This is a genomic window from Paenibacillus sp. 1A_MP2 (assembly GCF_052244825.1).
GTDB classification, from domain to species: Bacteria; Bacillota; Bacilli; order Paenibacillales; family Paenibacillaceae; genus Paenibacillus; species Paenibacillus vandeheii.
The window spans coordinates 3,172,705-3,196,765 of sequence record NZ_JBQQCS010000001.1; the positions used below are offsets into that span (position 1 = coordinate 3,172,705).

Annotated in this window: 28 protein-coding genes; 18 read left to right on the top strand and 10 right to left on the bottom strand. The window is 44.7% G+C overall.

Going from position 1 to position 24,061, the window contains the following annotated elements; translation table 11 throughout:
- Positions 1-34 precede the first annotated feature (34 nt).
- On the top strand, positions 35-733 hold the full coding sequence (locus tag ACTWJ7_RS15610) for a DUF1361 domain-containing protein (protein WP_301877435.1): 699 nt from the start codon (positions 35-37) through the stop codon (positions 731-733).
- Between the two features lie 98 nt (positions 734-831).
- On the opposite strand, the gene ACTWJ7_RS15615 is transcribed toward ACTWJ7_RS15610, so the two are convergent.
- Together ACTWJ7_RS15615 and ACTWJ7_RS15620 are read right to left on the bottom strand one after the other, a co-directional pair.
- Positions 832-954, bottom strand: a complete 123-nt coding sequence (locus ACTWJ7_RS15615; protein WP_443145605.1) for a hypothetical protein — start codon at positions 952-954, stop codon at positions 832-834.
- Positions 948-1,793, bottom strand: coding sequence for an alpha/beta fold hydrolase (locus ACTWJ7_RS15620; RefSeq protein ID WP_443145606.1), 846 nt, complete (start codon positions 1,791-1,793; stop codon positions 948-950). Before ACTWJ7_RS15620 ends, ACTWJ7_RS15615 begins: the two co-directional genes overlap by 7 nt.
- Positions 1,794-1,959: 166 nt before the next feature.
- Between ACTWJ7_RS15620 and ACTWJ7_RS15625 the strand changes: the two genes are divergently transcribed.
- Complete coding sequence (locus ACTWJ7_RS15625; protein ID WP_079349321.1) at positions 1,960-2,553, top strand: TetR/AcrR family transcriptional regulator; 594 nt, start codon at positions 1,960-1,962, stop codon at positions 2,551-2,553.
- Positions 2,554-2,651: 98 nt separating this feature from the next.
- Here ACTWJ7_RS15625 and ACTWJ7_RS15630 read toward each other — a convergent pair whose 3' ends face one another.
- Together ACTWJ7_RS15630 and ACTWJ7_RS15635 are read right to left on the bottom strand one after the other, a co-directional pair.
- On the bottom strand, positions 2,652-3,332 hold the full coding sequence (locus ACTWJ7_RS15630; RefSeq protein ID WP_443145607.1) for a serine hydrolase domain-containing protein: 681 nt from the start codon (positions 3,330-3,332) through the stop codon (positions 2,652-2,654).
- A gap of 14 nt (positions 3,333-3,346) precedes the next feature.
- On the bottom strand, positions 3,347-3,631 hold the full coding sequence (locus ACTWJ7_RS15635; protein WP_443145608.1) for a hypothetical protein: 285 nt from the start codon (positions 3,629-3,631) through the stop codon (positions 3,347-3,349).
- A 310-nt stretch (positions 3,632-3,941) separates the two neighbouring features.
- Between ACTWJ7_RS15635 and ACTWJ7_RS15640 the strand changes: the two genes are divergently transcribed.
- The 6 genes from ACTWJ7_RS15640 to ACTWJ7_RS15665 all read left to right on the top strand — a co-directional run bounded on the left by ACTWJ7_RS15640 (position 3,942) and on the right by ACTWJ7_RS15665 (position 8,880).
- A complete protein-coding gene (locus tag ACTWJ7_RS15640) occupies positions 3,942-4,532 on the top strand; it encodes a hypothetical protein (protein WP_301877431.1) in 591 nt (196 codons plus the stop codon).
- 169 nt (positions 4,533-4,701) lie between these two features.
- The gene (locus ACTWJ7_RS15645) at positions 4,702-5,769 is read left to right on the top strand and encodes an ankyrin repeat domain-containing protein (protein ID WP_301877429.1); all 1,068 of its coding nucleotides are present in this window, start codon (positions 4,702-4,704) and stop codon (positions 5,767-5,769) included.
- 297 nt (positions 5,770-6,066) lie between these two features.
- Positions 6,067-7,371, top strand: coding sequence for an SPFH domain-containing protein (locus tag ACTWJ7_RS15650; RefSeq protein WP_079349318.1), 1,305 nt, complete (start codon positions 6,067-6,069; stop codon positions 7,369-7,371).
- Between the two features lie 2 nt (positions 7,372-7,373).
- Positions 7,374-8,114, top strand: a complete 741-nt coding sequence (locus tag ACTWJ7_RS15655) for a hypothetical protein (protein ID WP_079349317.1) — start codon at positions 7,374-7,376, stop codon at positions 8,112-8,114.
- Between the two features lie 105 nt (positions 8,115-8,219).
- Positions 8,220-8,534, top strand: coding sequence for a hypothetical protein (locus ACTWJ7_RS15660; RefSeq protein ID WP_443145609.1), 315 nt, complete (start codon positions 8,220-8,222; stop codon positions 8,532-8,534).
- A 169-nt stretch (positions 8,535-8,703) separates the two neighbouring features.
- Entirely contained in the window at positions 8,704-8,880 is a 177-nt protein-coding gene (locus tag ACTWJ7_RS15665) for a hypothetical protein (RefSeq protein WP_301877426.1), read from the top strand.
- 55 nt (positions 8,881-8,935) lie between these two features.
- On the opposite strand, the gene ACTWJ7_RS15670 is transcribed toward ACTWJ7_RS15665, so the two are convergent.
- The 3 genes from ACTWJ7_RS15670 to ACTWJ7_RS15680 form a co-directional block, all read right to left on the bottom strand.
- Positions 8,936-9,169, bottom strand: coding sequence for a hypothetical protein (locus ACTWJ7_RS15670; protein WP_443145610.1), 234 nt, complete (start codon positions 9,167-9,169; stop codon positions 8,936-8,938).
- Positions 9,170-9,302: 133 nt separating this feature from the next.
- The gene (locus tag ACTWJ7_RS15675; protein ID WP_301877424.1) at positions 9,303-9,656 is read right to left on the bottom strand and encodes a hypothetical protein; all 354 of its coding nucleotides are present in this window, start codon (positions 9,654-9,656) and stop codon (positions 9,303-9,305) included.
- A gap of 285 nt (positions 9,657-9,941) precedes the next feature.
- Positions 9,942-10,112, bottom strand: coding sequence for a hypothetical protein (locus tag ACTWJ7_RS15680; RefSeq protein ID WP_301877423.1), 171 nt, complete (start codon positions 10,110-10,112; stop codon positions 9,942-9,944).
- A gap of 165 nt (positions 10,113-10,277) precedes the next feature.
- Between ACTWJ7_RS15680 and ACTWJ7_RS15685 the strand changes: the two genes are divergently transcribed.
- The 4 genes from ACTWJ7_RS15685 to ACTWJ7_RS15700 all read left to right on the top strand — a co-directional run bounded on the left by ACTWJ7_RS15685 (position 10,278) and on the right by ACTWJ7_RS15700 (position 12,978).
- Entirely contained in the window at positions 10,278-10,493 is a 216-nt protein-coding gene (locus ACTWJ7_RS15685; RefSeq protein ID WP_443145611.1) for a helix-turn-helix domain-containing protein, read from the top strand.
- Complete coding sequence (locus ACTWJ7_RS15690) at positions 10,493-11,083, top strand: MmyB family transcriptional regulator (protein ID WP_443145612.1); 591 nt, start codon at positions 10,493-10,495, stop codon at positions 11,081-11,083. The genes ACTWJ7_RS15685 and ACTWJ7_RS15690 overlap by 1 nt, the downstream gene beginning before the upstream one ends.
- A 126-nt stretch (positions 11,084-11,209) precedes the next feature.
- Entirely contained in the window at positions 11,210-12,163 is a 954-nt protein-coding gene (locus ACTWJ7_RS15695; protein WP_443146382.1) for an aldo/keto reductase, read from the top strand.
- 230 nt (positions 12,164-12,393) lie between these two features.
- Positions 12,394-12,978: a cupin domain-containing protein gene (locus tag ACTWJ7_RS15700; RefSeq protein ID WP_024630529.1), complete on the top strand. Its 585-nt coding sequence runs from the start codon at positions 12,394-12,396 to the stop codon at positions 12,976-12,978.
- Between the two features lie 379 nt (positions 12,979-13,357).
- Here ACTWJ7_RS15700 and ACTWJ7_RS15705 read toward each other — a convergent pair whose 3' ends face one another.
- Positions 13,358-14,245, bottom strand: a complete 888-nt coding sequence (locus tag ACTWJ7_RS15705) for a LysR family transcriptional regulator (protein WP_024630527.1) — start codon at positions 14,243-14,245, stop codon at positions 13,358-13,360.
- Positions 14,246-14,357: 112 nt separating this feature from the next.
- Between ACTWJ7_RS15705 and zwf the strand changes: the two genes are divergently transcribed.
- From zwf to ACTWJ7_RS15730, 5 genes are all read left to right on the top strand, one after another.
- Positions 14,358-15,875, top strand: a complete 1,518-nt coding sequence (gene zwf, locus ACTWJ7_RS15710; protein ID WP_301877420.1) for a glucose-6-phosphate dehydrogenase — start codon at positions 14,358-14,360, stop codon at positions 15,873-15,875.
- Positions 15,876-15,914: 39 nt separating this feature from the next.
- A complete protein-coding gene (fsa, locus tag ACTWJ7_RS15715; RefSeq protein WP_024630525.1) occupies positions 15,915-16,580 on the top strand; it encodes a fructose-6-phosphate aldolase in 666 nt (221 codons plus the stop codon).
- Between the two features lie 59 nt (positions 16,581-16,639).
- Entirely contained in the window at positions 16,640-18,058 is a 1,419-nt protein-coding gene (gene gndA / locus ACTWJ7_RS15720) for an NADP-dependent phosphogluconate dehydrogenase (protein WP_024630524.1), read from the top strand.
- A gap of 283 nt (positions 18,059-18,341) precedes the next feature.
- A complete protein-coding gene (locus tag ACTWJ7_RS15725; protein ID WP_301877419.1) occupies positions 18,342-19,448 on the top strand; it encodes a metallophosphoesterase in 1,107 nt (368 codons plus the stop codon).
- Between the two features lie 253 nt (positions 19,449-19,701).
- On the top strand, positions 19,702-20,295 hold the full coding sequence (locus ACTWJ7_RS15730) for a 5' nucleotidase, NT5C type (RefSeq protein ID WP_301877417.1): 594 nt from the start codon (positions 19,702-19,704) through the stop codon (positions 20,293-20,295).
- Positions 20,296-20,326: 31 nt separating this feature from the next.
- On the opposite strand, the gene ACTWJ7_RS15735 is transcribed toward ACTWJ7_RS15730, so the two are convergent.
- Together ACTWJ7_RS15735 and ACTWJ7_RS15740 are read right to left on the bottom strand one after the other, a co-directional pair.
- A complete protein-coding gene (locus ACTWJ7_RS15735) occupies positions 20,327-20,572 on the bottom strand; it encodes a helix-turn-helix domain-containing protein (RefSeq protein ID WP_443145613.1) in 246 nt (81 codons plus the stop codon).
- Complete coding sequence (locus ACTWJ7_RS15740) at positions 20,470-21,207, bottom strand: AraC family ligand binding domain-containing protein (protein WP_443145614.1); 738 nt, start codon at positions 21,205-21,207, stop codon at positions 20,470-20,472. The genes ACTWJ7_RS15735 and ACTWJ7_RS15740 overlap by 103 nt, the downstream gene beginning before the upstream one ends.
- A 138-nt stretch (positions 21,208-21,345) precedes the next feature.
- On the opposite strand from ACTWJ7_RS15740, the gene ACTWJ7_RS15745 reads away from it, so the two are divergent.
- A complete protein-coding gene (locus ACTWJ7_RS15745; RefSeq protein ID WP_301877413.1) occupies positions 21,346-24,057 on the top strand; it encodes an alpha-L-rhamnosidase in 2,712 nt (903 codons plus the stop codon).
- Positions 24,058-24,061 lie beyond the last annotated feature (4 nt).

The window sequence follows — 24,061 nt, forward strand, 5'->3', positions numbered from 1 at the left end:
ATGTATTTCATTGAATCAAGTGAGGTAAATATCATTGAGAAAACTGAATTATATCAAAATATTGATTTTCCTTAGTGTGGTCACGGTGGTGACCCTCGGTTTGTATTATGCAGCTGCAGATTGGTTGGATCAGCGCTATTTTCGCTTCCTGATCTGGAACCTGTTTTTGGGCTGGATTCCTTTTGTATTCTCCTATGTGGCTTATGGCTTCAGCCATGCCAAATGGAAAGGGGCGACATGGTTTGCCGTTGCAAGCGGACTGCTCTGGCTATTGTTCTTCCCGAACTCGTCCTACATTGTAACGGATCTCGTTCACCTGACGGCACGCAGTTCCCGCTATTATGGCGGAGGGGATGGATTGGACTACAAGTACTGGTATGACTTAATTGTGCTCTTGATGTTCGTTTGGACGGGCTTGTTGCTCGGATTCCTGTCGATGTATCAGCTTCAGGAAGTGATTCATCACAAAATGGGACGATGGTTTTCGTGGATTTTTGTGCTGGTAGGATGTGCTCTGGGTAGTTATGGTGTACTGCTGGGACGTGTGTATCGACTGAACAGCTGGGATGCGTTAACCAATCGTGAAACGCTGGTCAAAATTATGCATGAGAGTGTAAGTCGTCCGTCACTCGCTTTCTGTATGTTCTTTGGCACGTTTATTCTAACGATCTATGCAACGCTATACTATTTAATCAATACGAAATCTCCACATGCAAGGAAGACAGAGGTGTGATGTATATTTTGAAGGGGCTGTCCCAAAGTCATGAACATGACGGGACGCCCCTTTTGGTTTAATGAACACAGTTCACACTATTGGACAAGATTCTCCATTTATTTCTTATATGCTACTAAATCCAGAATGGTCTGCACAACCAGCTCGGGTTCATCATGAATAATCATATGACTGCTTTTCGTGGCAATGAGAAGCTGGCTATTCTCTGATATGTTCAACATATTACGCTGTCCCGATTTCCAGATGGATTCCAGTTCCTCTCCAACTTCAACTGAAAGTCCTGCCTGAGCGTAGTCTTGAGGGAGCCCGCGTGCAATGATTCGTACAGGGATTGATCTGAGCTTTTGCCCCCTAATGGCATCTTCTGTTGTATAGGCAAGAGTGGCTTCTCTCTCCTTGGCATAAAAAAGGAGGGGGTTGCGATTACATTGATAAACGCATCCCGATCTTGCTCTGCAACAAGCCCCTCAAGCATAAAGTTTGGAAACAGCCTGAAGCTCCCGAACAACTTCAGTAAGGATAAGAAGGAAGCAGGCGGGTTACCATGAAACTGAGCTTGTTCCAACAGGACTTTCGTATTCTTTTCGTCATCCTCAGGTCTCGCATCAATCAGGACAAGCCCCTGGATCTCTCTTATGTAGGTCTGTGTAAACAGCCTCGCATACATTCCACCCAGAGAATGACCAACCATAATATATGGTCCGCGGATGCCTTCTTTCTCCAAAGCATCGTGCAGCTCCTTAACGATGTTTGCGCCTGTGCGTTCTGATGGTGCAGACTCACTCCATGCATATCCCGCGCGATCATAAGTAACCACGGTTGCATGTTTTGCCAGTTCAAGTGGAATTTCTCTCCAAGACAAACTAGTCTCGCCACTGCCGGCCTCCATAATGATGGTTGGAGTACCGTTACCCTGTTGATGAATATGAAGCTTGTATCCTCCTGTTTCTACTAATCTTCCAGGAGGCGGATAATCTTCTCTGGCGTGATTAGAGGCATACCATTCATAGATGAAGCCTGCGCTCATAACGAATAGGACTGTAATGAATATTATAAGCATAAATTTTAGTGCTCTCCATTTTTTGGTGCGTGGCTTGTCTGAAACGCTGGTGTGGATCATATGCTAAGTCCTCTCTATAAATCTGTTCTTTTTAATACAAAGTATTAATAAAGGTTATTATAGCACTTTGTATTATAAAAAGAGAAGCTTGGTGTATAATGAAACTATGCCAAAAATCGTAGATCATGAAAAACAAAGAATAATCGTTGCTGACGCGGCCATTCGTGTCATCCGGGATAACGGACTGGATCATGCTACCGTACGAAATATAGCGAAGGAAGCGGGTTTATCTGTAGGTTCCATGAGGCATTATTTTGCCACACAGGCTGAACTCTTTGCCTTTTGTATGAACCTTTTTGCCGAAAGGGTGCAACAGAGAGTAGAAGCTTTACAGATGACTGATTCTGTATTGCAAAATATGAAACATTTGCTATTTTCCTTTCTTCCTTTGGATGAAGAAAGGAAAATAGAAATGGAGGTCTGGTTCTCTTTTTCAGCTAAAGTGCTGGTTTATCCCGAATTGCAGAAATTAAGTGATCAGATGCATCAAGGAATGTATCGGTCTGCTCAATTAGTAATTCAAGAATTGCAGAAACAGGGGATGACATGTACGGGAATGGATACAGAGATTGAAACAGAAAAGTTGTATGCCTTGATTGATGGACTTGCCATTCATATGTTGATGCAGCCAGAAAGGCTAACTGTTAAAAAGGTAGAGAACGTGATTGAACAACATTTGAGCATGCTTTGTCACGCATAACCGGAACTGAAATAGTGAATGAAATAACCCCATAGTTACCGGTTCGTGCCGGGTAAGCTATGGGGTTATTTCGAATGAATCAAGATCAAAGAAACTGTCTATAAGAGTTTCGCCAATTGAGGTGCAATCAATCTTGGGAACACATCGAGTGGAGGTTTTTCCTTCTTTCGTTTGTCGTTAGTGAGCACTGCAACGAGTTCCAGAGCCGGGACGATATATACAAATTGACCTCCAAATCCACGGGCATAGTAATAATGGAGTATGGGAGTGGGCTTTTCTGTAATCCCAGCCTCAGCCTCAGAAGTTTCGCTGGTATAGGCATCCACCCACCAGTGCCAAGCGTAACTACCATGATTGGGTGGGGTAACCGTAATGGCAGGCCTTGTAGAGCGGCTAACAAGATCGTTCGATATCAGCGACTGTCCGTTCCACATGCCTTGCTGCAAAAACAGCTGACCGAATTTTAACAAATCCCTCGGCAGCATCTTTAATCCGAACCCACCAGTATGTACACCCTGTGGGTCACTTTCCCATTCATACTCTTGAATCCCCAACGGGCCAAATAGATAACGTTCCGCGAACTCGGCTACGGACATCCCTGTACTTTGCATGAGGATGGCAGACAAGATCTGTGATACCCCGGAATTGTATTCCATATATGTGCCTGGCACATGACTTAAGCGTTGCTCCAGCGCAAAATTCACCCAGTGATCCGTACGTGTCATGCGCGGAAATGAATTCTGTCCACCAAACTCGTCCCAGTTGAACCCAGCTGCCATAGTTAATAACTGCTCTAACGTAATTTCCGGTTTACGTGGGTCAGGATCTGACCCCAGCTGTGGAAAAAGGTGGAGATTGGAGTAGACGCTTCGGGCAGCCAGCCGTGATCCATTGCAATACAAATGAGCGCCGACAGCACACTTTTGGTACATGAATTCACTTTGGCAATATGAGTTGCTGCTTCGAGATTACGGTAGTGCTCGTATATGATTTCGCCACGTACGCTGACAAGACAACTGCGCAGATCCAGCGGCGGGATGGTTTGCTGTAACATGGATGGTATGGATGAAGGGTTCATAGTGTCCTTTCTTAATTGGGACATATCCCATAAATTGAGTGTCGTTAGAAAAAGGTTTGAGCCATTATTTTATCACACGATTTAATAAGTTCTCAATGTATAACCTCAGACTCCGGCATTAGTTAAAACTGGACCACAGACTGATTCAGATGTTCGTGTTTATTGATACACTCGGTGCAGCAAATAAATGGGGGTATTTTACAGCAAAAAGGGATATTAACTTTGGTTCAGAAGGTTTGGCATACCGATAAAAGAAATTACATATAGTGTACCTGATTAATCCAAAGTAATGTTCCATGCAAAGGAGCAAATGGTTGTTCATGAGACGCTCATAGGTCCAATGATCCTATCCTTCTCTGAATCAAGAACGCTTGGAACATTTCAATCGGTGAGCGCAATTGGCATGTTGATCAGCAGTCTGTGCATTGGCATGTTCACCCTAAGTAAAAAATATTCAAAAATACTTGTTTGGGGTCTGATTATATCCGGATTGTCCTTCTCCCTTTTGGAATTTACAACAAATATATATTTCATTATCCTTGCAGGCTTCCTGTTTCTGTCCTCCCTGCCCTTTGTCAACATGAGTGCAGATGTATTGGTGCGTAATAACATATCCAACGAGAAGCAAGGCAGGGTGTGGGGCATCATCGGCGTTTTATCGCAATTAGGCTTTATCGTTTCCTACAGTATCGCAGGATTTTTGGCAGACCATGTCTTTAACCCATTGTTGGAGGAAGGTGGAGCGCTGGCCTCGACCGTAGGATCATACATCGGCGTTGGTCCGGGAAGGGGCATTGCGTTCTTGTTTATTATTGCAGGCGTGTTTGTTATCGTTATTGCAGCCATCACTTCCCAACTTAAATCCATTAAGGGGTTGGAGAAGGGCATTGATATAAAGTAGATGATAGCCCCGGAACTTTATGTTTCGGGGTTGGTTTGAGCTTTAGGACAAGAACCTGATTTTGGTAGAGGCTTTGTACAGATGAAAAGGTTAGCAGGTATACTATGAATAATGAGCATTACAGGACTTATAGTCGTGTAAATATTTAACCAGAGGGAGGTTATTACCTTTGTTCAAAATCGGAAATCAAGGAACGTTTGAAACGTTGCCTGATCACGCCATGGCGATTTATAAGGGAGACGTTACTGGTGTAGAAGAACTCATAAACCAGGGTATGGAGCTTGAAAAAGTGATTACGCTCAGCAAATACATAGCTTTGACACCACTGGATATTGCCCTAATCACCAATCAGCAGGCAGTGGTCAAGCTTTTGGTGGAGCGCGGAGTGAACCTGAATGTGAAGGATAATCCAGCAATCCTCAAGGCGGCCAGATACTGCGGGGAAGATACGGTTCGATATTTGCAGAAGCATGGAGCCAAATTGAATGGACTTAATCATGTGAAGTCGAGTGCGTACGACGAGGCATATTACGGTAACAAAAAGAACATCCCAGTGCTGAAGGACCTCGGACTGGATATTCGAAAATATGGTGGAAAAACGTTACGAAAAGCCGTTTCGAATCACGATATGAAGATGGTCCAGTATTTGCTGGACGAGGGCGTGGATATCAATTACAACGAGTCCGCTATGGTGTATCCATACAAGGCGACACCCCTTACAGTAGCCGCTCGTAACAACAATATGAAGATGGTTCGTTATTTGGTAGAGCATGGAGCGGATGTAACCATTCAAGAGAAGGATGGGGAGCGGGCGTATACGATCGCCATCAGTCAGAAAAATGAAGAAATGGCAGAGTATTTGAAATCTCATGAGCCGCAAGACTTTCACAATCTAAACAACAAATTGCATGCACTCAAATCGTACAAGCTACCTGATGAATTAATCCGTTTTCTAACGGAAGGTCAGCGTAGAATCGACTTGCCGGGCAATCCGTGCGGCGTGGGATACATCGAATTCTTCCATCTGATCGATACCGTGGAAATGAAGTTGGGCAGACAGAAACTGCTGCGCATATCCTCTGACGTGGATCAATACTCCCATATTCTGATCGTCTGGAATCCAAGCAAAAAAATGATTGGCTACGTAGACATTGAACATCAGGAGCATGGAACGATTTCCACGTTCGAAGCGTTCATGGGCGATGCCGCATCATATATGGAGAATCTCCTAAATTAACTGGAGGGCCTCCGCCATCACAAGAACCTCTTGCATATTGTCGATATACAGGAGGTTCTTTAATGTCTCTACCATTCATGTATAGGAAAAATATCTCATGAAATATGAACTATACTAGTGCGAAAGGAGGTTATAAATGGTAAAATAGCAATGCCCAAACATGAAAAAACATTTTTGTTGAAAGATTAGCAGGTAAGTAAGCTATGAAATGATTTAATTTTAGATTGTTAGCAAGCGATTGTTATACGATTGTTTCAATGAAATTATAGTATTCTACTACTGGAGTGAGGAAGAGAAATGGCCATTATTGACGTAATCAAGTATGACGGTTCACCTGATGTATTTGCTTGGAAGCACCCTGAGAGTGAATTGGGAACATGGACCCAGTTGATCGTGAATCAATCCCAACAGGCGATCCTCTTTAAGGATGGAAGGGCGCTTGATATGTTTGGGCCAGGAAGACATACGCTAAGTACGGCGAATATCCCGATCTTAAACCGCCTCGTTAACCTTCCGTTCGGAGGTAAATCACCTTTTGCAGCAGAAGTGTGGTACGTCAATCAAGTAAGCGCATTAGACGTGAAATGGGGAACAGCAAATCCAATTCAGATACAGGACCCAAAATATAATATTATCGTTCCAGTGAGAGCATTTGGGCAGATGGGTATAAAAATAGCGGACTCTCGCAAATTTCTTGTCAAACTTGTGGGAACGCTGCCTGAATTTAACCAGGTTAATATGGTCAATTATTTTCGTGGGCTAATTATTATGAACATTAACTCCATGCTGTCCTCCTATCTAATACATAGAAAAGTAAGTGTACTGGAAATCAATGCTTATATCGCCGAAATTTCACGGCATTTTGCTGATACGATCACATCTGCTTTTGAAGAGTTTGGTATTGAGTTAATTAACCTTTATATCCATAATGTCAATCTGCCTGAAGAGGACTCTTCGGTCATTCGATTGAGAGAAGCGTTGGCACGCAAAGCCGAAATGGATATTATCGGGTACACCTATCAACAGGAGCGTTCATTCGATACGCTTGAAGGTGCAGCCAAAAATGAAGGAAGCATGCAATCGGATATTATGGGTGCTGGGCTTGGAATGGGGATGGGGGTTGGACTGGGAGGATCGTTCAGCAGCGAGATGTCCCAGATGTCCAAAGTGATGGCTACTACGGAAACGCCTGCTATACGTATATGCAAGCATTGCAGTCATCCGAACCAGGAGCATAGTTCGTTTTGCAGCAAATGTGGCAATTCACTTGCCGAAAAATCAGCAACCACCGGTTGTAACAACTGTGGACATGCCTTGCAGAAAGGGACCAAATTTTGTCCCAATTGTGGTGACAAATATCATGCATGCCCATCCTGTGGGGCGGATAATGCGGAGAATGCTTTGGCATGTATTCATTGTCACGAACCGATGCCTAGTCCATGCCCCAAGTGCAATCATATGAATTCGGGTCAAACTAAATTTTGCGGCAATTGCGGCTCCAGTCTGTCCTTGAAATGCAGCCAATGTCAACATGAAGTGAAGCCCGGTCAGAAGTTCTGTCTGGATTGCGGAAACAATCTGCAAGATGGAGGGCAGGCATAGTTATGGTTAAACGGAGCAATCTTCTCATTTTAAATGCTATCTATCTGATCTGTATGCTGTTATCCTCAGTCGTTTCTTTTACGGTCTTTAGTCATGCCATTGTATCGCTTTCTTTCTGGATGAATCTTGTGGCTTCTTATGTCGCGATTACGGCGATTTGGATTTATGTAAGGCATGTCATGCTACATATGGATCGCTTTAAACGATTTGTCCCTGGTTACACAGCTATAGGTATCGTGTTGGTGATTTATCTGATTTGTGTGATGATGTACTCCCTGTTTACAGGATCAGCAGATCATGGTCTCCGCTGGTTCGTTTTGTTACATACGGTAACCCTAGCGCTGGCAGTAATTCTATGTGGAATTATATTGATCTATATCCGGAGTGCAAGTCATCATCAAGCAGATGAACAAATGAAAACGGCTAACTTGAGATCCATCGAAAATGCTTTGCAACAGTTGCTCCATACGATGGAGGATCATTCCATCCTGACTATGGAGGAGGACAGAAAGGCGGTTCAATCATTAGTTGAACTGGTAAAGTACAGCGACCCAATCACTCCTGTTTCACTTGAGTATAGTGACCGTCAGATACTAAACGATATTGAATTGTTGAACGGTGAAATTGCTACACAGTATGCGGCAGGAGGATTGGTAAATAGTGAACGTCTCACTTCGCAACTGTCCAGGTTAAAGTCCCGTTTGAAAGAGCGGAATCAACAGATCATGACAAGCAAATCATAAATTCATAGGAGGAAAAGCTGTGAAGAGATTTTTTGGAGTTATATTCATTATACTTTCATCTCTGACAATCTTGTTATCTTTAATAATAATTCCCAGGGAACCGATATGGCTATTATCGGTACGATTATTCTTTTTATACCCGGAGTAATCGTACTTGTTACAGGAATTAAAATGTGTAGACGACCTAAATTCCATCCTAAGGCTGATCATTATCAATATCATTACGACAGTGACGAGGAGTATGATGAAGAAGGGTATTATGAGGATGAATACCACGATCATGAATACCACGATCATGAATACGAGCAACCGCAAGAACCTGTATCTGTGAATTGTTCGGGGTGTGGAGCCAAGGTAAAGGTATATCCGAATTTGTCTGCGGACTGTGAGTATTGTGGAACAACGATGAGACTCTCCTAGCCTTACATAATAGACACCATGACTAATTTTGCTGATACGAGTTGTAACATCAGTTTTGCTCTATTTGTTATTTGGGGAATGAAGATGAGAGTGTTTTTTTGGACTCTTTTTATGTTCTTTGCAATTGCTATGCCGATCAGACTTCTTATGGAAGAGAATCTCATCGAAATTGGATATGGTCGTTGTTGTTGTCCGGGATGTGGGGCCAAGACGAAGGTATATCGGAAGCAATACACGGATTGTGAGTATTGTGGAACAACTGTTGAAGCATCGTAAAATGATTCAGAATGGATACGAAAAAGATAAAAGTCTGATTCCTACATGGAGTCAGGCTTTTATCTTTTAGCCCGTTTTGCGGATAAAAGTAAGAGAAAAAATCTCTTGTCTCATTCACCCTGAATCTAAAAATCTCTCGTGACGTTCAAACACCTCCCCAGCTCCTTGCGATTAACCTTTATAGCAGTTGTCTGGTCCATTCCTGGTTGTGATTCCAGTTGATCCAACAATCCAACAAGGGCGTTATAAATTTCTTCACGTTCCATTGTTTCAATAAAGTTAGCTTTGGCGTCCAACTGATAAACCGTCTCGGTGTACTTCTCTACTAATGACATCAGTTGTTTCTGTATAACGCCCAATCGCTCATATTTTGACTTAATCTTCGATTTTTTTGAGGTGTTGTTTGTAAGTTTGAGCTACTTTTTTGGCATGCGCTGCTTTGATGTGATCCCGTCCGTCCCAGTCTCGAAAAAGGGTTCGTTAGATTCTCTGCTAGCCCTCCGGTTTGCACGGTTTACTGATCTCGAGTTCAAGCCCGGATGCGGCCTCTTCTGCTGGCAAACTGGTTAACCAAAGTTTCGACAGTTTCGGGATTTCTTCCGGGTCAGGGAATTGTTCTCTGCTGAATCCAAACAAGTCATATGTACTGAAGTCCTGTAACGCCTTCAAATGTTGAATGGATTCAAGATGAATCAGATTGCCTGGTTTGCCCCACAAACGCAATTCCGTAAGTTCCGGATAACGTTTCACAAGGGGTGCCAAATCCAGCTCAGTGATTTCTCTAATATGTAATCCGTCAAGGCGTGGAATCCCGTTGATAAGTGGCAGACCCGCTGCAACATTCAAGCTTAACCACTTTCCATATGCATCAATACGAAAGGCCAGGAGACGGCTTTCCTGTGAAATTTAGACTTTTTATCTTGGTATTCAAAGTGAAAGTTCCAATCCGCTGACATCGATGACGATTTTGGTCAAATGACTCTTACTGAGGTCCGGCGACTTTTGACCGTGGTTCGTGATATGGAATTCAATATCGGCTCCTTGTTAAGGAATGGTATCAGTGATTCCGAATATCCGTCCATTTGAATATCTGTCAAACACGACAGTTTGGCTAGTTCTGTCACATCTTCTTCAGACTGTGGCCTGAAATTGCTGATTTCCTGTCCAGTCCAATTGCAGGATTGCGGCAAGCTGGCGTGGCCCCTTACTCCCGGTTTCTTTCAGGCCAGTAACCTGGCAATCGGCATATTGTTGTAAATTTTCGACGTATACACAGTAAATGTCTCCGATCGTTGGGACCATGATGTGCTCCTTTCGTTCTGCATGAATCAATGCTAAGCTTCTTGTAAACTAAGGATTTTGCAGAATGATAATAAAAGAATGATATCAAAGGCGTCTAATCACATCGATTTTGGATAGAGCCGTAATTGAATCCATAGAAATCTAAATATCTAAGGGAGGTTATTTATGACTACAGGTATTAGCCGAAGCAAAACACTGGGTGAATTTTTGAAATCTCGGAGGAGCCGGATTCAGCCAGATCAAGCTGGAATCAGCGGATCGTATGGACAGCGCAGAACGCCGGGATTAAGACGTGAAGAAGTTGCTGTACTAGCAGGTGTCAGTGCAACTTACTACACCTGGCTTGAGCAGGGAGAGAGGTTAACGCGTCTCGAGAGGTGATGGAAAGTATAGCGGGTGCGCTCCAATTAAGCGAGGAGGAGAAGGACCACCTATTTCGCTTATGGGACCCTAATGCAGAGCATGAATTTCCTGCCTCCTATTCACATCTCGAAGAGGGATGGCAGAGCATCATTAGTCAACTTGCATACCCTTCTTTTATTACGAATGAAAGGTCTGAAGTACTTGCATGGAATGAGGCAGCGAATGAAAAACTGTTCGCCTTTTCCTCGATGAACGTGAACGACCGTGTCATGATGCGAATGTTATTTCTGGATGCAACGCTCCGAGAACGTATGCATAATTGGGATGAATTTGCACGGCATTCGGTAGCGGTGTTTCGTACGTATTATGACAAGTATCCGGGTGAACCTGAGTTTTCCAAAATAGTTCAACAGTTGAACGAGGACAGCACGGATTTTCATAGCATTTGGAGCCTACACCAAATAAAACAGAAAAAAGTCAACCGGATCTATCTCGAAACAACAGATCGGGCGGATGGCATTGCCTATGCCTATGATATCTTTTCCATGAGCAATCTCAACGAACAGTCAGGTATTCATTGTTGTGTGTACATACCCGTTATGGAGTGACAGTAACGATCAGGGTGGTAATTCTAGTACTAGCATAAACAGACTGTGGTTGGGCCTCCGTTCTTGAAATAGAATGAGTACAAGTTCAATATCTTTCTATTTAATAACGAAAGAGGGAACCGCATGATTAAGACAAGAACGTTGGGAAGCGATCATTTGCAAGTATCCGGGCTTGGGCTGGGTGTAATGATGATGCCAGACAACCAAGATTTGGTGCATACAATTCATGGTGCGTTAGATGCAGGCGTAACGATGTTCGATACAGCCGATTTGTACGGTGAATATGAAAAGCAGCAGTTTGGAGGCAACGAGAAATTGCTTGGGCGTGCGCTTAAAGGGCGAAGAGCCGATGCTATTGTAGCGACCAAGTTTGGTATAACACATACCCAGGGTCCCAAGGGAGATCCGGCGTATATTAAAAAATCAGTGGATGCCAGTCTGTACAACCTGGGGATGGATTATATCGATCTCTATTATCAGCATCGTCCTGATCCCAATACTCCAATTGAGGAAACGGTGGGAACACTTGCCGATCTGGTTCAACAGGGGAAGATCCGATATATAGGTCTGTCTGAAGCGCCTACGGAGACGATTCGTCGTGCGAATGCCGTTCATCCAATCACAGCGCTCCAAACAGAGTATTCATTGTGGAGTCGTGAGCTCGAAGATGAGATTTTGCCACTGCTAGGCGAGTTGAACATTGGGCTTGTCCCTTACAGTCCGTTAGGGCGTGGTTTCCTGACAGGCCAGATCCAAACGATAGACGACCTGCCGGAGGACGATTATCGTCGTCATTATCCACGTTTCCAGGGTGAGAATTTCCAGAAAAATCTGGAGGTCGTGCGCCTGATCCAGGAGCTGGCTATGCAAAAAGGGTGCACTGCCTCTCAACTTGCACTCGCCTGGTTACTTGAAAAAGGAGAACATATCGTTCCGATTCCTGGTACTCGCAGTTTGGAGAGAGTTCACGAGAATCTTGGTGCTCTGCAGGTTTCTCTCACCATTGATGAATTGGCAGAGATTGAACGGATATCTCCGAAAGGATTTGCCGCCGGAGGAAGATACCCGGGAAGTGCTTAAGATATAGCAAGCTATAGATAAAGCACTTAACGCCCAGACCTGTTTTCAACAGGAAAAGGGCGTTTTTGTGTTTTACTTGAGAGTGAAGTTCTTCACTTGAACCTGATCGACAGATGAAGCTATACATTCGGATAAAAATTGAAATACAATCGTGTCCACGGTATTATCTCCGCGTATTAACGCATACAGTACAACAATGAGATGTGCGCCTATAAGGAGGAAACAGCGGTATGATTAATCCGATTCTGCAATCCCCGAATGTTCAACTGGCAGCCGATTCGACAACGGTTTTAAATTATCAGCGTGACTCGCGTAATTATATTACCCAGTTGTTTGGGGAGCAGTTGCCTACGATCAAAAATGGATTTTTCAACGTACACATGAGTAAAGGTATCATCGTTCAGCCACACTGGCATACCAATGTGACAGAGATGGTCGTTCTGATCAACGGTGAAGTTACCACCTCTGTCTACGACCCCTTTAAGCGGGAGCGGATAAGTTATCACTTGAAGCCTGGTCAAGTTTCGATATTCCCTCAAGGGTGGTTTCACTGGTTTGTGGCGGAGACCGACGATGTGCATCTGTTGACGATTTTTGATCAACCTACACCGGACATTGTGCTTGGGGCTGATTTTCTGGCTGCAACACCGCCTGAAGTTGCACATCGTGCATACTGCATTGATGAGGAGGCGTATGCAAAGGCAGTGGCTTCCATCAAGAATGACGCTATTTTGGGTCCGCCAATTGGATGCGTGGATTCTGTTTCCGATCAGGCGATCAAAGCTTCCAAATCATCCAAGAACTCAAAGGGATAACGATATAATTCCTTCTCCAATGAACGCATTCAGGCCCACGACCGGGAAATTCGGTTGTGGGCTTACGTTTTGTTCCAAATTAACACGGTCAGAATTCTCTACCTGCTGTGGAGTTTGAGGAATATGTGCTTGACCCCAATGTGTTTATGACCTGGGACCAACTGTTTGCTTTGATTCCTGGAAGAATTGAGGAAAGACTAAGAGAACTCGAAGTATGACATTGAATCCGTTTTTGATGTGAATGAAGAGGTGGAGTTATTTCAATGGATAATTTGATTTTCTTTATGATAATTTCTCGTTCGTCATTTTACATATGTATATAATAAAAGTGCTTCATCATCCGTATGGGTGATGAGGCACTTTTTGTTGACCCGAGAGTCTAATCGCATTTAAAAATGAGATCCATAAATCGGTTCGCTGCCAGGGAAATCGGCATATTCCGCTTTGTCATGATGCCTACATGGGATGGAGGCAGGGGAACATCCAGCTGAATTTCGAAGAGAGAGCCTTCCTCCAGCTCTTTGGAAATAAACTCACGGGTTACATACGATATGCCCAATCCTCGACGTGCAAATTCAATTAACAAATCCACACTGCCGACTTCAATCTCGGGTTTGAGTGTATAGCCATAGCTGTTGAACAATTCCGTAATCGCCATCCGCACCCGGCTGTTCCGGGAGAAGAGAATCAATTGATGCTCCAGGAGCATCTCCAGTGTCATGACTTTATCCTTCAGCTGAGCATAACGTTCACCCGCAACAAAGCAGTCCTTGAGCTGAATACTTTCCCGAACTTCCAGCTGCGGATCAACGATGGGCATTCGAACAACACCCAGATCAATTTTTCCTTCTTTCAGAAACGTGATGACTTCCGGCGTTGTTCCATGACTCAGATGCAGCTTGATGTTAGGATATAGGACATGAAATTCTTCCAGATATGCCAGCATGTAATGCTTAAACAATGAATCACTGCCGCCAATCCTCAGTTCTCCGTTGTCTAAACTCTTCAGGGCGGCCATTTTCTCCTCCGCCAGCGAGATCAGAATCTGGGATTGTTCGATATAGGAATACAGACTGACACCTTCCTGTGTCAGTGCAACTCCCTTGGAATTCCGGTAAAACAACGTGAGGCCAAAGCTTTCCTCCAGCTGTTTGATAGCATGGCTAACGCTTGGTTGAGTGATATATAGCGCTTTGGCAGCTTGAGTCAAACTTCCTGTTTTGGCAGCCCAGTAAAATACCTTATATAATTCATAATTTGTTGTCATAGATATGGTCTATAGCTCCTGTGAAATATATTAATTACTTGTATGGCTATGAAACGTATTATAGTGTAACTACAGCAAAGATACCAGAGTTACTTGGAAGGAGAACAGTGAGATGGAACCAACGACCATTATTTTATTTGGTGCGACTGGCGATTTAGCCAAAAGAAAAATATATCCAGCCTTATATAATTTATACATTGAGCAGAAACTCCCGGAATCCTTCTCGCTGATTGGCTTGGGACGCAGAGAGTGGTCTGATGAATTCTTTCAGGCACAAGTGGAAAAATCATTGAATGAATTTTCCAGACGCCCGGCCGATCCTAAAGTTGTGAAGTCATTCGTGCAGGCTTTCCGCTATAGTGTATTGAATATAAGCCATAAGGAAGATTATATAGAGCTGTTAAAATTGGTTGAACAGAGAGAGGCTGAACTTGGCATTCCATCCAATCGTTTATTTTATCTTTCGGTTGGTCCAGAATTCTTTGAACCGATTGCAGCGAACATTCAGGAAAGTGGACTTGGATCTACAGCGGGCTGGAAACGTCTTGTGATCGAGAAGCCATTTGGTCATGATCTGCAATCGGCTCGTGATCTGAATCGCAAATTAAGCGAGGCGTTTACCGAAGAAGAGATTTATCGAATTGACCATTATTTGGGCAAACCGATGGTACAGCGTCTTGAAACCCTGCATCAAAGCAATCCGATCATGAAGGCACTGTGGAACAACCGCTACATCTCCAATGTGCAAATCACCGCTAATGAGACTGTTGGTGTGGAAGAACGGGCATCCTATTATGACCATGTAGGCGCCGTGCGGGACATGTTCCAGAATCATATGCTGCAATTGCTCATGATGATGGCGATCCAGCTTCCGTATAACAGCACCACGGAAAAAGTCGGTTTGAAGAAAAAGCACATCATGGAATCGATACAGCCTTTGCAAAAGCAAACTGTGGGTGCAAGTGTTATTCGCGGACAGTATGCTGAAGGAAACATTCAAGGCAAATCCGTTAGCGGATATGCAGCTGAACCGGGTGTTGCCGAGAATACGATGAATGATACTTTTATTGCTGCAAAATTACAGATTGATGACTTCTTCTGGCGCGGAGTACCTTTCTATATCCGTACAGGCAAACGAATGAAGGAGAAATCAACTCGTATCGTCATTGAATTCAAGGAACCATCCGGACAGGCCAACGTGGTTAACGGTTCCAAACCGAACCTGCTTGTGATTGAGATGAGCCCTGACCAGAGCATGACACTGCAGCTGAATGCGAGCGACCCGCAAAACAAAGGAGAGTTCAAGCCGGTTCATATCGATCTGTCACCAGATCGTGAGGATCTGGCCGAAGCTTATGAGAACTTGATTCATGATGCATTGCATGGAGATCCAACGTTCTTTGCCCACTGGGATGAAGTAGAACTGTCCTGGGCATGGGTGCAACCTATCTTGGATGCTTTCCAGGAGAATTTGCTCCCACTTCATTTGTACCCTGCAGGAAGCTATGGACCTGTAGAGTCGGATGCTATGCTGGCTGCCGAAGGGCACCACTGGTGGTTTGATCAACCTGCCGATCAGCAGGCCGAAGTTGCAACTGAAATTCCTATGGCTGTTAATGCAAACCTGTAACATCAAAAAAACAAACATATCCCTTGGAGGTAATTGAATATGAAATTTTTCATCGATACAGCAAACTTGGTAGACATCAAAAAAGCGTATAAAATCGGCGTACTGTCCGGTGTAACAACAAATCCGTCATTGGTAGCCAAAGAAGGCGTGAAATTTGAAGACCGCATTGAAGAAATTTTGCGTGAGGTACCTGAAGTTGAATCCGTATCTGCGGAAGTAACACCAGATGCGATCACAGCCGAAGAGATGATTGCTCAAGCTGACGAACTGATCAAAATCAATAACAACGACAAAAACATCACAATCAAGCTGCCAATGACACTTGCAGGACTGGAAGCTTGCCGTTACCTGACCAAAAAAGGTGTAAAAACTAACGTAACGTTGATCTTCACAGTGAACCAGGCGCTGCTTGCTGCTCGTGCCGGTGCAACATATGTATCCCCGTTCCTGGGACGTCTCGACGACATCTCCGAAGATGGCGTGCAATTGGTTGCCAAAGTTGCTGAGCTGTTCCGTACACATAACCTGGATGCACAGATTATTGCGGCTTCTGTAAGACATCCGGACCACGTTACACGTGTAGCAATGGCTGGAGCACATATTGCTACTGTGCCATTCTCCGTCATTGAACAAATTTCCAAACACCCGCTGACAGATCAAGGTATGGATAAGTTTGCAGCTGACTGGAAAAAAACGGTTCAGTAATAAGGATTGTTGATCTCGAATTTTAACCTACTATATATAAAGAGTATTGGGAGGACATAATGAGTAAACAACAGATCGGTGTCATCGGACTTGCAGTAATGGGTAAGAACCTTGCTCTCAATATTGAAAGCAAAGGATTCTCGGTAGCGGTTTTTAACCGTTCCCCTGAGAAAACGAACGATCTCTTAAAAGAAGCTGAGGGCAAAAACCTGACAGGTGCGTTCACCATTGAAGAGTTCGTAGCTTCTCTGGAATCCCCACGCAAAATCTTGATTATGGTTCAAGCGGGTAAAGCAACGGACGCTACGATTGAACAACTGCTGCCACACTTGGACGAGGGAGACATCATCATTGATGGAGGGAACGCATACTTCCCTGACACCCAACGTCGCAGCAAAGATCTGGAAGCCAAAGGTTTCCGCTTCATCGGTGCGGGTGTATCCGGTGGGGAAGAAGGCGCATTGAAAGGCCCAGCAATCATGCCGGGCGGACAACAGAGTGCATATGAGCTTGTTGAACCAATCCTGACAGCCATTTCGGCTAAAGTGGGCGACGATGCTTGCAGCACATATATCGGACCAGATGGTGCTGGACACTATGTTAAAATGGTGCACAACGGTATTGAATACGGGGATATGCAGTTGATCGGTGAAGCGTATCACTTGCTCAAAGACGTGCTGAATGTTTCTGTTGAAGAACTGCATGAGATCTTCTCCGAATGGAATCAGGGTGAGCTGGACAGCTACCTGATCGAAATCACCGCAGACATCTTCTCCAAATACGATCCGGAAACGGGTAAACCAATGGTTGATGTCATTCTGGATGCAGCCGGACAAAAAGGAACAGGAAAATGGACTAGTCAAAGCGCGCTGGATCTGGGCGTACCTTTGTCCATGATTACGGAATCCGTATTCTCCCGCTTCCTGTCTGCGATGAAAGACGAGCGTGTGGCAGCGAGCAAAATCCTGAATGGACCTGCAACTGAAGCATTCTCCGGTGACAAAAAAGCATTCATTGAGAATGTGCGCAAAGCGCTGTTTGCAAGTAAAATCGTATCCTACGCACAAGGCTTTGCCCAAATGCGCGCTGCTTCGGACGAGTACGGCTGGGATTTGAAATATGGCAACATCGCGATGATCTTCCGTGGTGGCTGCATCATCCGTTCGCAGTTCCTGCAAAACATCAAGGAAGCATATGACAAAGACGCAGAACTGAAAAACCTGCTTCTGGATCCATACTTCCAAAACATTGTTGAATCCTACCAAGGCGCATGGCGTGAAGTCGTTGCTGCTGCGGTAACTCAAGGAATTCCGGTTCCTGGATTCTCCAGCGCGTTGTCCTACTATGACAGCTACCGTACAGAGCGTTTGCCTGCGAACTTGTTGCAAGCACAACGTGACTACTTCGGGGCTCACACCTTCAAACGTGTGGACAAAGAAGGTTCATTCCACTTCCAGTGGATGGATACCAACGAATAATTCGTAATGTATGAACAGCCGACCCTGTGTCCGTTCATGAGTTCAACTCATGTTTGGATACAGGGTCGGCTTTTTTGTGCTGCATGTGATTAATGTATTCCTATTAATGTCCGTTTATGAATGCTTGGAATTTAAGTATCAACAAATTGTAATAAAATGTACGTATCTATGATTCTAAACAGATGTTTTGACCCCCTTAACTACGTTATACTTGTTCAAACGGATAGGAAGCTTTCTAACTGAATTCAGCAATCAACTTATTGACGTGGAGGTTAACCGGGGCATGTTTGTACTTACAGGCATATTGTTTTTGATTGTATATGGTTTATTAGTGTTTTACATAGGGCGGAGCGGCTGGAGCTGGATGAAGCCTGTCGTCTCAGCGAGATTCCGTTGGTTTTACATCGTTGTGCTTGTCTTCTTTGCAGTATCCTTCATCCTGGCACGGTTGTTTGGAAGTTTCTCCTTCCTGAGCATAATCGGCTCATACTGGCTGGCTATCTTCTCATTGCTGTTAATGATCTTGCCGGTTGTTCATTTGACGTTATGGATTCTTAGACTGACAAGAATTCCAAGACATCATGCCCACAAATGGGCGGGTGTGGTTACACTTGTATTGTTGCTGTCTACACTGGGTTACGGTATCTATAACGCCTATAGTCCAGTTGTCAGGCAATATAATATTCAGATTGATAAAAAAGTGGAAGGTGTCGACAGCCTCAACATAGTTATGGCTGCAGATATGCACTTCGGACTGCTGTCTGGTCCTGCACACGCCAAACGTATGGTGGAGGAAATTAACGCACTGAAGCCAGATCTAGTGCTATATCCTGGTGATATTATCGATGACAACTTGGATATGTACCTCAAGAGTGGGATTGCGGATATTATCAGTGGCATTCAGGCTCCTTATGGAGTATATGCCTCACTGGGTAATCACGATAAATTCAATGGTCCGATCGAGGATTTAATTGCCGCACTGGAGAAGAGTAATATGCAGGTCCTGTATGATGAAAAGATTACCCTGGACGATAAGATTACTCTGATTGGGCGTAAAGACCGGACCGAGAAGGATCGGGCAGAAGTAGCAGCGTTGATGCAGGATACAGACCTGAGCAAGCCTGTGCTAATGATGGATCACCAGCCTTATGATTTGGATATTGCGGAGCAGAATCATGTGGATTTGGTTGTGTCCGGTCATACCCATCGAGGTCAGATCGCACCCGCTCAGTTTATTACTAAGGCCATATACGAGAATGATTGGGGTTATCTGCAAAAAGGGTCTATGCACTCTATCGTGACCTCTGGATATGGCTTCTGGGGTCCTCCGATTCGCACGAGCAGTCGATCCGAGATTGTACAGATTAACGTAACCTTCCAACAGAAATAAGGTTGTTGGCCTGAGCGAGTGGTGTAAATAGGCTACAATTTTTCTGCTTAAATCGCTGTATCTGACTCACTTCGCGCATTGCTAGAGGGAAGTGAGTTAGCGAAGCAGCCCGAAAATCTTATCCACATGTGGACAGGTTTCTGGGCTGCTTTGTTGTTGATCTCCCCAACAACGGTAGCAGCAGCTTTTTTTGTAAAAGATGGCTTCATAACATCGATGATGATATACTGTGATCCTATTGGAGGGGATAAAGATGAAGAAACCTATTATTGCTGTAGATATGGATGATACGATATGTCATCTGGTCAAGCGAGCCATATACCACAATAACATCAACTTTCCAACTCATCCGCTGCGATACGAGGATATGGTGCACTGGGATACATCCCATATTCGCCATCCGGAATGTACACATGATGTATTTTACGGTCGGCCAGGACTGTTTGAGGAACTGGAGATTTATGACGAATATGTGGTGGAAGAGGTGGAAAAGCTCCATCTAGCCTATGATCTGCTTATACTAACGGCGGCTGAACCCAAGACAGTTGTTGAGAAGTGGAATTGGCTCCAGAAGCATATGACATACATATCTCCAGAACAGTTTATAACCTGTAAACGGAAGAATCTGATTAATTTCGATTTGTTAATTGATGATGGAGCGCATAACCTGATACCTGCGATGAATGACGGAAAAAAAGTCATTTGCATCCCTCATCCATGGAATGTAAACGAGCGGGAGCAACATCAGTTTCCGTTAATGACCTCATGGAAAGGTGCAAAGGCATATGTGGATCGTCTGCTTGAAACAGAACATGAGCAGAGCAAGCTAGAATCGGTAAAGAGATGAACCCAGGGAATGGAGCAGAAGGCAGGAACACTTAATTCGATGGTTTAGCTCTGAAGTTCCTGCGATAACCCTGCGGGGTTTCTCCCGTAATGCGTTTGAAGACGGCGTAAAATGAATCTACATCCCGGTAGCCTACAAGTTCAGCAATTAAACTGACTTTATGTTGTGAATTCTTCAGCAATTCACAGCTTTTTGTATGCGCAAATGTTGCAGATAGGCACCAAACGTCCGCCCGGTGTGGGTCACGAACATACGTCCAATATGTCTTTGACTCCAACCGGAGATATTCACGAGTTCGCTTAGACGGATTCGTTCGTTAACATGTTGGTCCAGGTAATGAAGGATGTGTTCCATATCAGTTGTATTTTCCTTCTCATTGCAGGTGATTTGATGAATGTGTCTGTAGGTCGTTACGACGAGTTGACTAACGAGCGTATAAAGGATCGTGGATGAGCCGATTCCCGGAACGGCAGATTCGCGGTACAGCTTTACCATTAATTCTTCCATCCGTTGACTGTAATCAGTGATAGATACATAAGGAACCCGATTCTTTTCCAGATCTGTCAGATGGTTTCGAATCTCTGCCTCCTGAATAATGATGGACAGGGTGTGGATCAGTTCAGAATTGAACAGACAGTTATAGATAATCAGTGGATGCTCTGATACATTCGCTGTAGCCGGACGGAATACATGAGGAACGCCAACCGGAATGACAAACAGCATACCTTTGTGTACCGGAATAATATCTTCACCGATGTGATGAAAGCCCTTTCCTTCTGCCACGTAACTGTATTCAACAAATTCATGTGCGTGAAAGGGAACCACAAAATCCTCGGAACACCGGTTCACGAACAGCTTCAGATTATTCTGGAAAAAGGATTCGCTCTTGAACAGCTGGACGGTAGAATTCATAAGATAGCCTCCTCCGTTGAGAATGACCAGATAACCGGGTTAAACAGTCCTCTTCGCCAGGTATTTCCGAATACAGAATCGATATAATTATATCGTAACCTTGAATTGGAAACCACGATGGAAAGGGATGTTTCTCTGATGTTGATTGTAAATCATCTGCGTTGTGAGTATAAAATAAATCCGATTGGACTAGATATCACGTCTCCCAGAATAAGCTGGCATTTGCAATCCGATCGCAGAAATTGTGTACAGTCAGCTTATCAAATTCAGTTGTCACGAACAGAAGATTTGGACCAGATTGAATGGGATTCCGGCAAAATGAGCTCTGACCAGTCCATTCATGTTGAACTGGATCATTGGGTACCCGAAGCACGAACCCGCTACTATTATCGCATTCGTGCCTGGGATCATGCAGGAGATGAATCGAACTGGTCGGAGACAGCGTATTTCGAGACGGGATTCATGGGTAGTAAAGATGCCTGGCAGGCGGATTGGATTACAGTAGATCCATCCTCTCAGCAGGAGGAGTCTTGCCCACGACTGCGTACCTTGTTTGAACTGAAAAAACCTGTTGCAGCGGCAAGAATATATGTAACTGCACTTGGATTGTATGAACTTCATCTGAATAATCAGAGAGTTGGCGAAGCATACTTCACCCCGGGCTGGACCAGTTATGGGAAGCGGTTGCAATATCAGGTTTATGATGTAACTGATCAGCTTCAGAATGGACAGAACCTACTCGGTGCTTATCTGGGTGATGGTTGGTATAAAGGACATTTGGGATGGGATAAGAGGCAGAAGATCTACGGAGCAGACCATGCTTTACTGCTGGAACTTCATGTTCATTATGGGGATGGTTCGGAGGAACGCATTGTATCGGATCAAGACTGGGAGAGCGCGCCCAGTGCCATCCGCATGTCGGATATCTATATGGGTGAAACGTACGATGCTCGCCTGGAGTCCGAGTGGACAGATTCATCCTCAACGCCATGGTCACCCGTACGTGTGCTGGATTATACGAAAGAGATCATTGTTGCTCAGGAGAATGTGGCGGTAATGCAAGTACAGGAGTTGAAGCCGATCGCTTTGCTGACAACACCTCAAGGAGAGCGTGTGCTGGACATGGGACAGAACATGGTCGGCTGGATGAGATTCAGCATTCAGGGTGAGTCGGGTCATACGGTTGAATTACGACATGCCGAGATTTTGGATCATGCAGGTAATTTCTATACAGAAAATCTCCGTAGTGCCACTCAGTGCATCCGCTATACGCTAAAAGGAAACGGTGTGGAGACGTATGAGCCGCATTTTACGTTTCAGGGATTCCGTTATGTGAAGCTCATCGGGTTCCCGGATCACGTTAACCTGGAGGATTTCACAGGAGTTGTGCTGCATTCCAATATGGAGTGTACAGGTCACTTCAAGAGCTCTAGTCCTTTGGTGAATCAGCTTCATCACAATATATTGTGGGGGCAAAAAGGAAACTTTCTCGACGTTCCGACAGACTGTCCACAGCGGGATGAGCGACTAGGCTGGACAGGAGATGCACAGATGTTTATACGCACGGCCTCCTATCTGATGAACACAGCACCTTTCTTTACCAAATGGCTGCGGGACCTGGAAGCCGATCAGGGAGAAGATGGAGGTATTCCCTTCTTTGTTCCTGATCTGAGGAGTCCGATGTCTGAGGGATGGGGAGACACCAATCATTCTTCTGCCGCCTGGGGAGATGCTGCTGTCATCTGTCCATGGACGATCTACGAGATGTATGGGGATGTTAGGCTGTTGGCTGAGCAATATGACAGCATGAAACGCTGGATTAATTACATTCATGCTCAAGGGGAGAATCCTTACTTGTGGAATACAGGTTTCCACTTTGGCGATTGGCTCGGGCTGGATTCCAAGCCGGATAGCTATATCGGGGCCACAGACAAGGATTTCATAGCGACAGCATTTTATGCCTACTCTGTTTCTCTTACACGGAAAGCGGCAGAGGTGTTGGGGAAGAAGGAAGATGCAGTGTATTATGATAATCTTCATGACAACATTGTTGCTGCATTTCAGGATGAATTCGTGACACCTGCGGGCAAACTTGCCGTCCCCACACAGACAGCGGATGTACTTGCTTTGCATTTTGACCTCTTGGATGCTACAGCTCGGAAACGTACCATTGATCAATTGGGGAAACTGGTTGCGGACGCAGGGAACCATCTGACCACCGGTTTTGTGGGAACACCTTATCTGAATCCGGTACTGAGTGATACGGGACATCATGATCTGGCCTATACGCTACTCTTTCAGGAGGATTATCCATCTTGGTTATACCAAGTGACACAAGGTGCGACTACAGTGTGGGAGCATTGGGACGGAATCCGGGAGGACGGAAGTCTGTGGAGTGCTGATATGAACTCATTCAACCATTATGCATATGGAGCCATAGGAGAGTGGTTATATCGTTACGTTGCAGGGATTAATACGGATGAACATCAGCCTGGATTCCGGATTGTGCACATCAAGCCCAAACCAGGACCTGGACTGGAGTGGGTGGAAGCAAGTTTCGAGACGATGTACGGTTGTGTGACATCAAACTGGTATCGTCTTGAACATAACGAGATGGAAGTTCATGTGACGTTTCCTGCCAATACAACGGGTACAATCCTTCTTCCTGGAGCAGATGTACAGACCGTTCGGGAGAAAGGGAAAGCTTTGGACCAAGTAGCGGGTATTCATGATTTTCAAGCGCAGGGAACCGATGTACGAATTGCGCTGGGATCAGGAAGCTATCAATTCACTTACAAGATGCTTGGAGCGGATCAGGAAGTCTATGCACAACAGACGGAATCAGTATAACGGG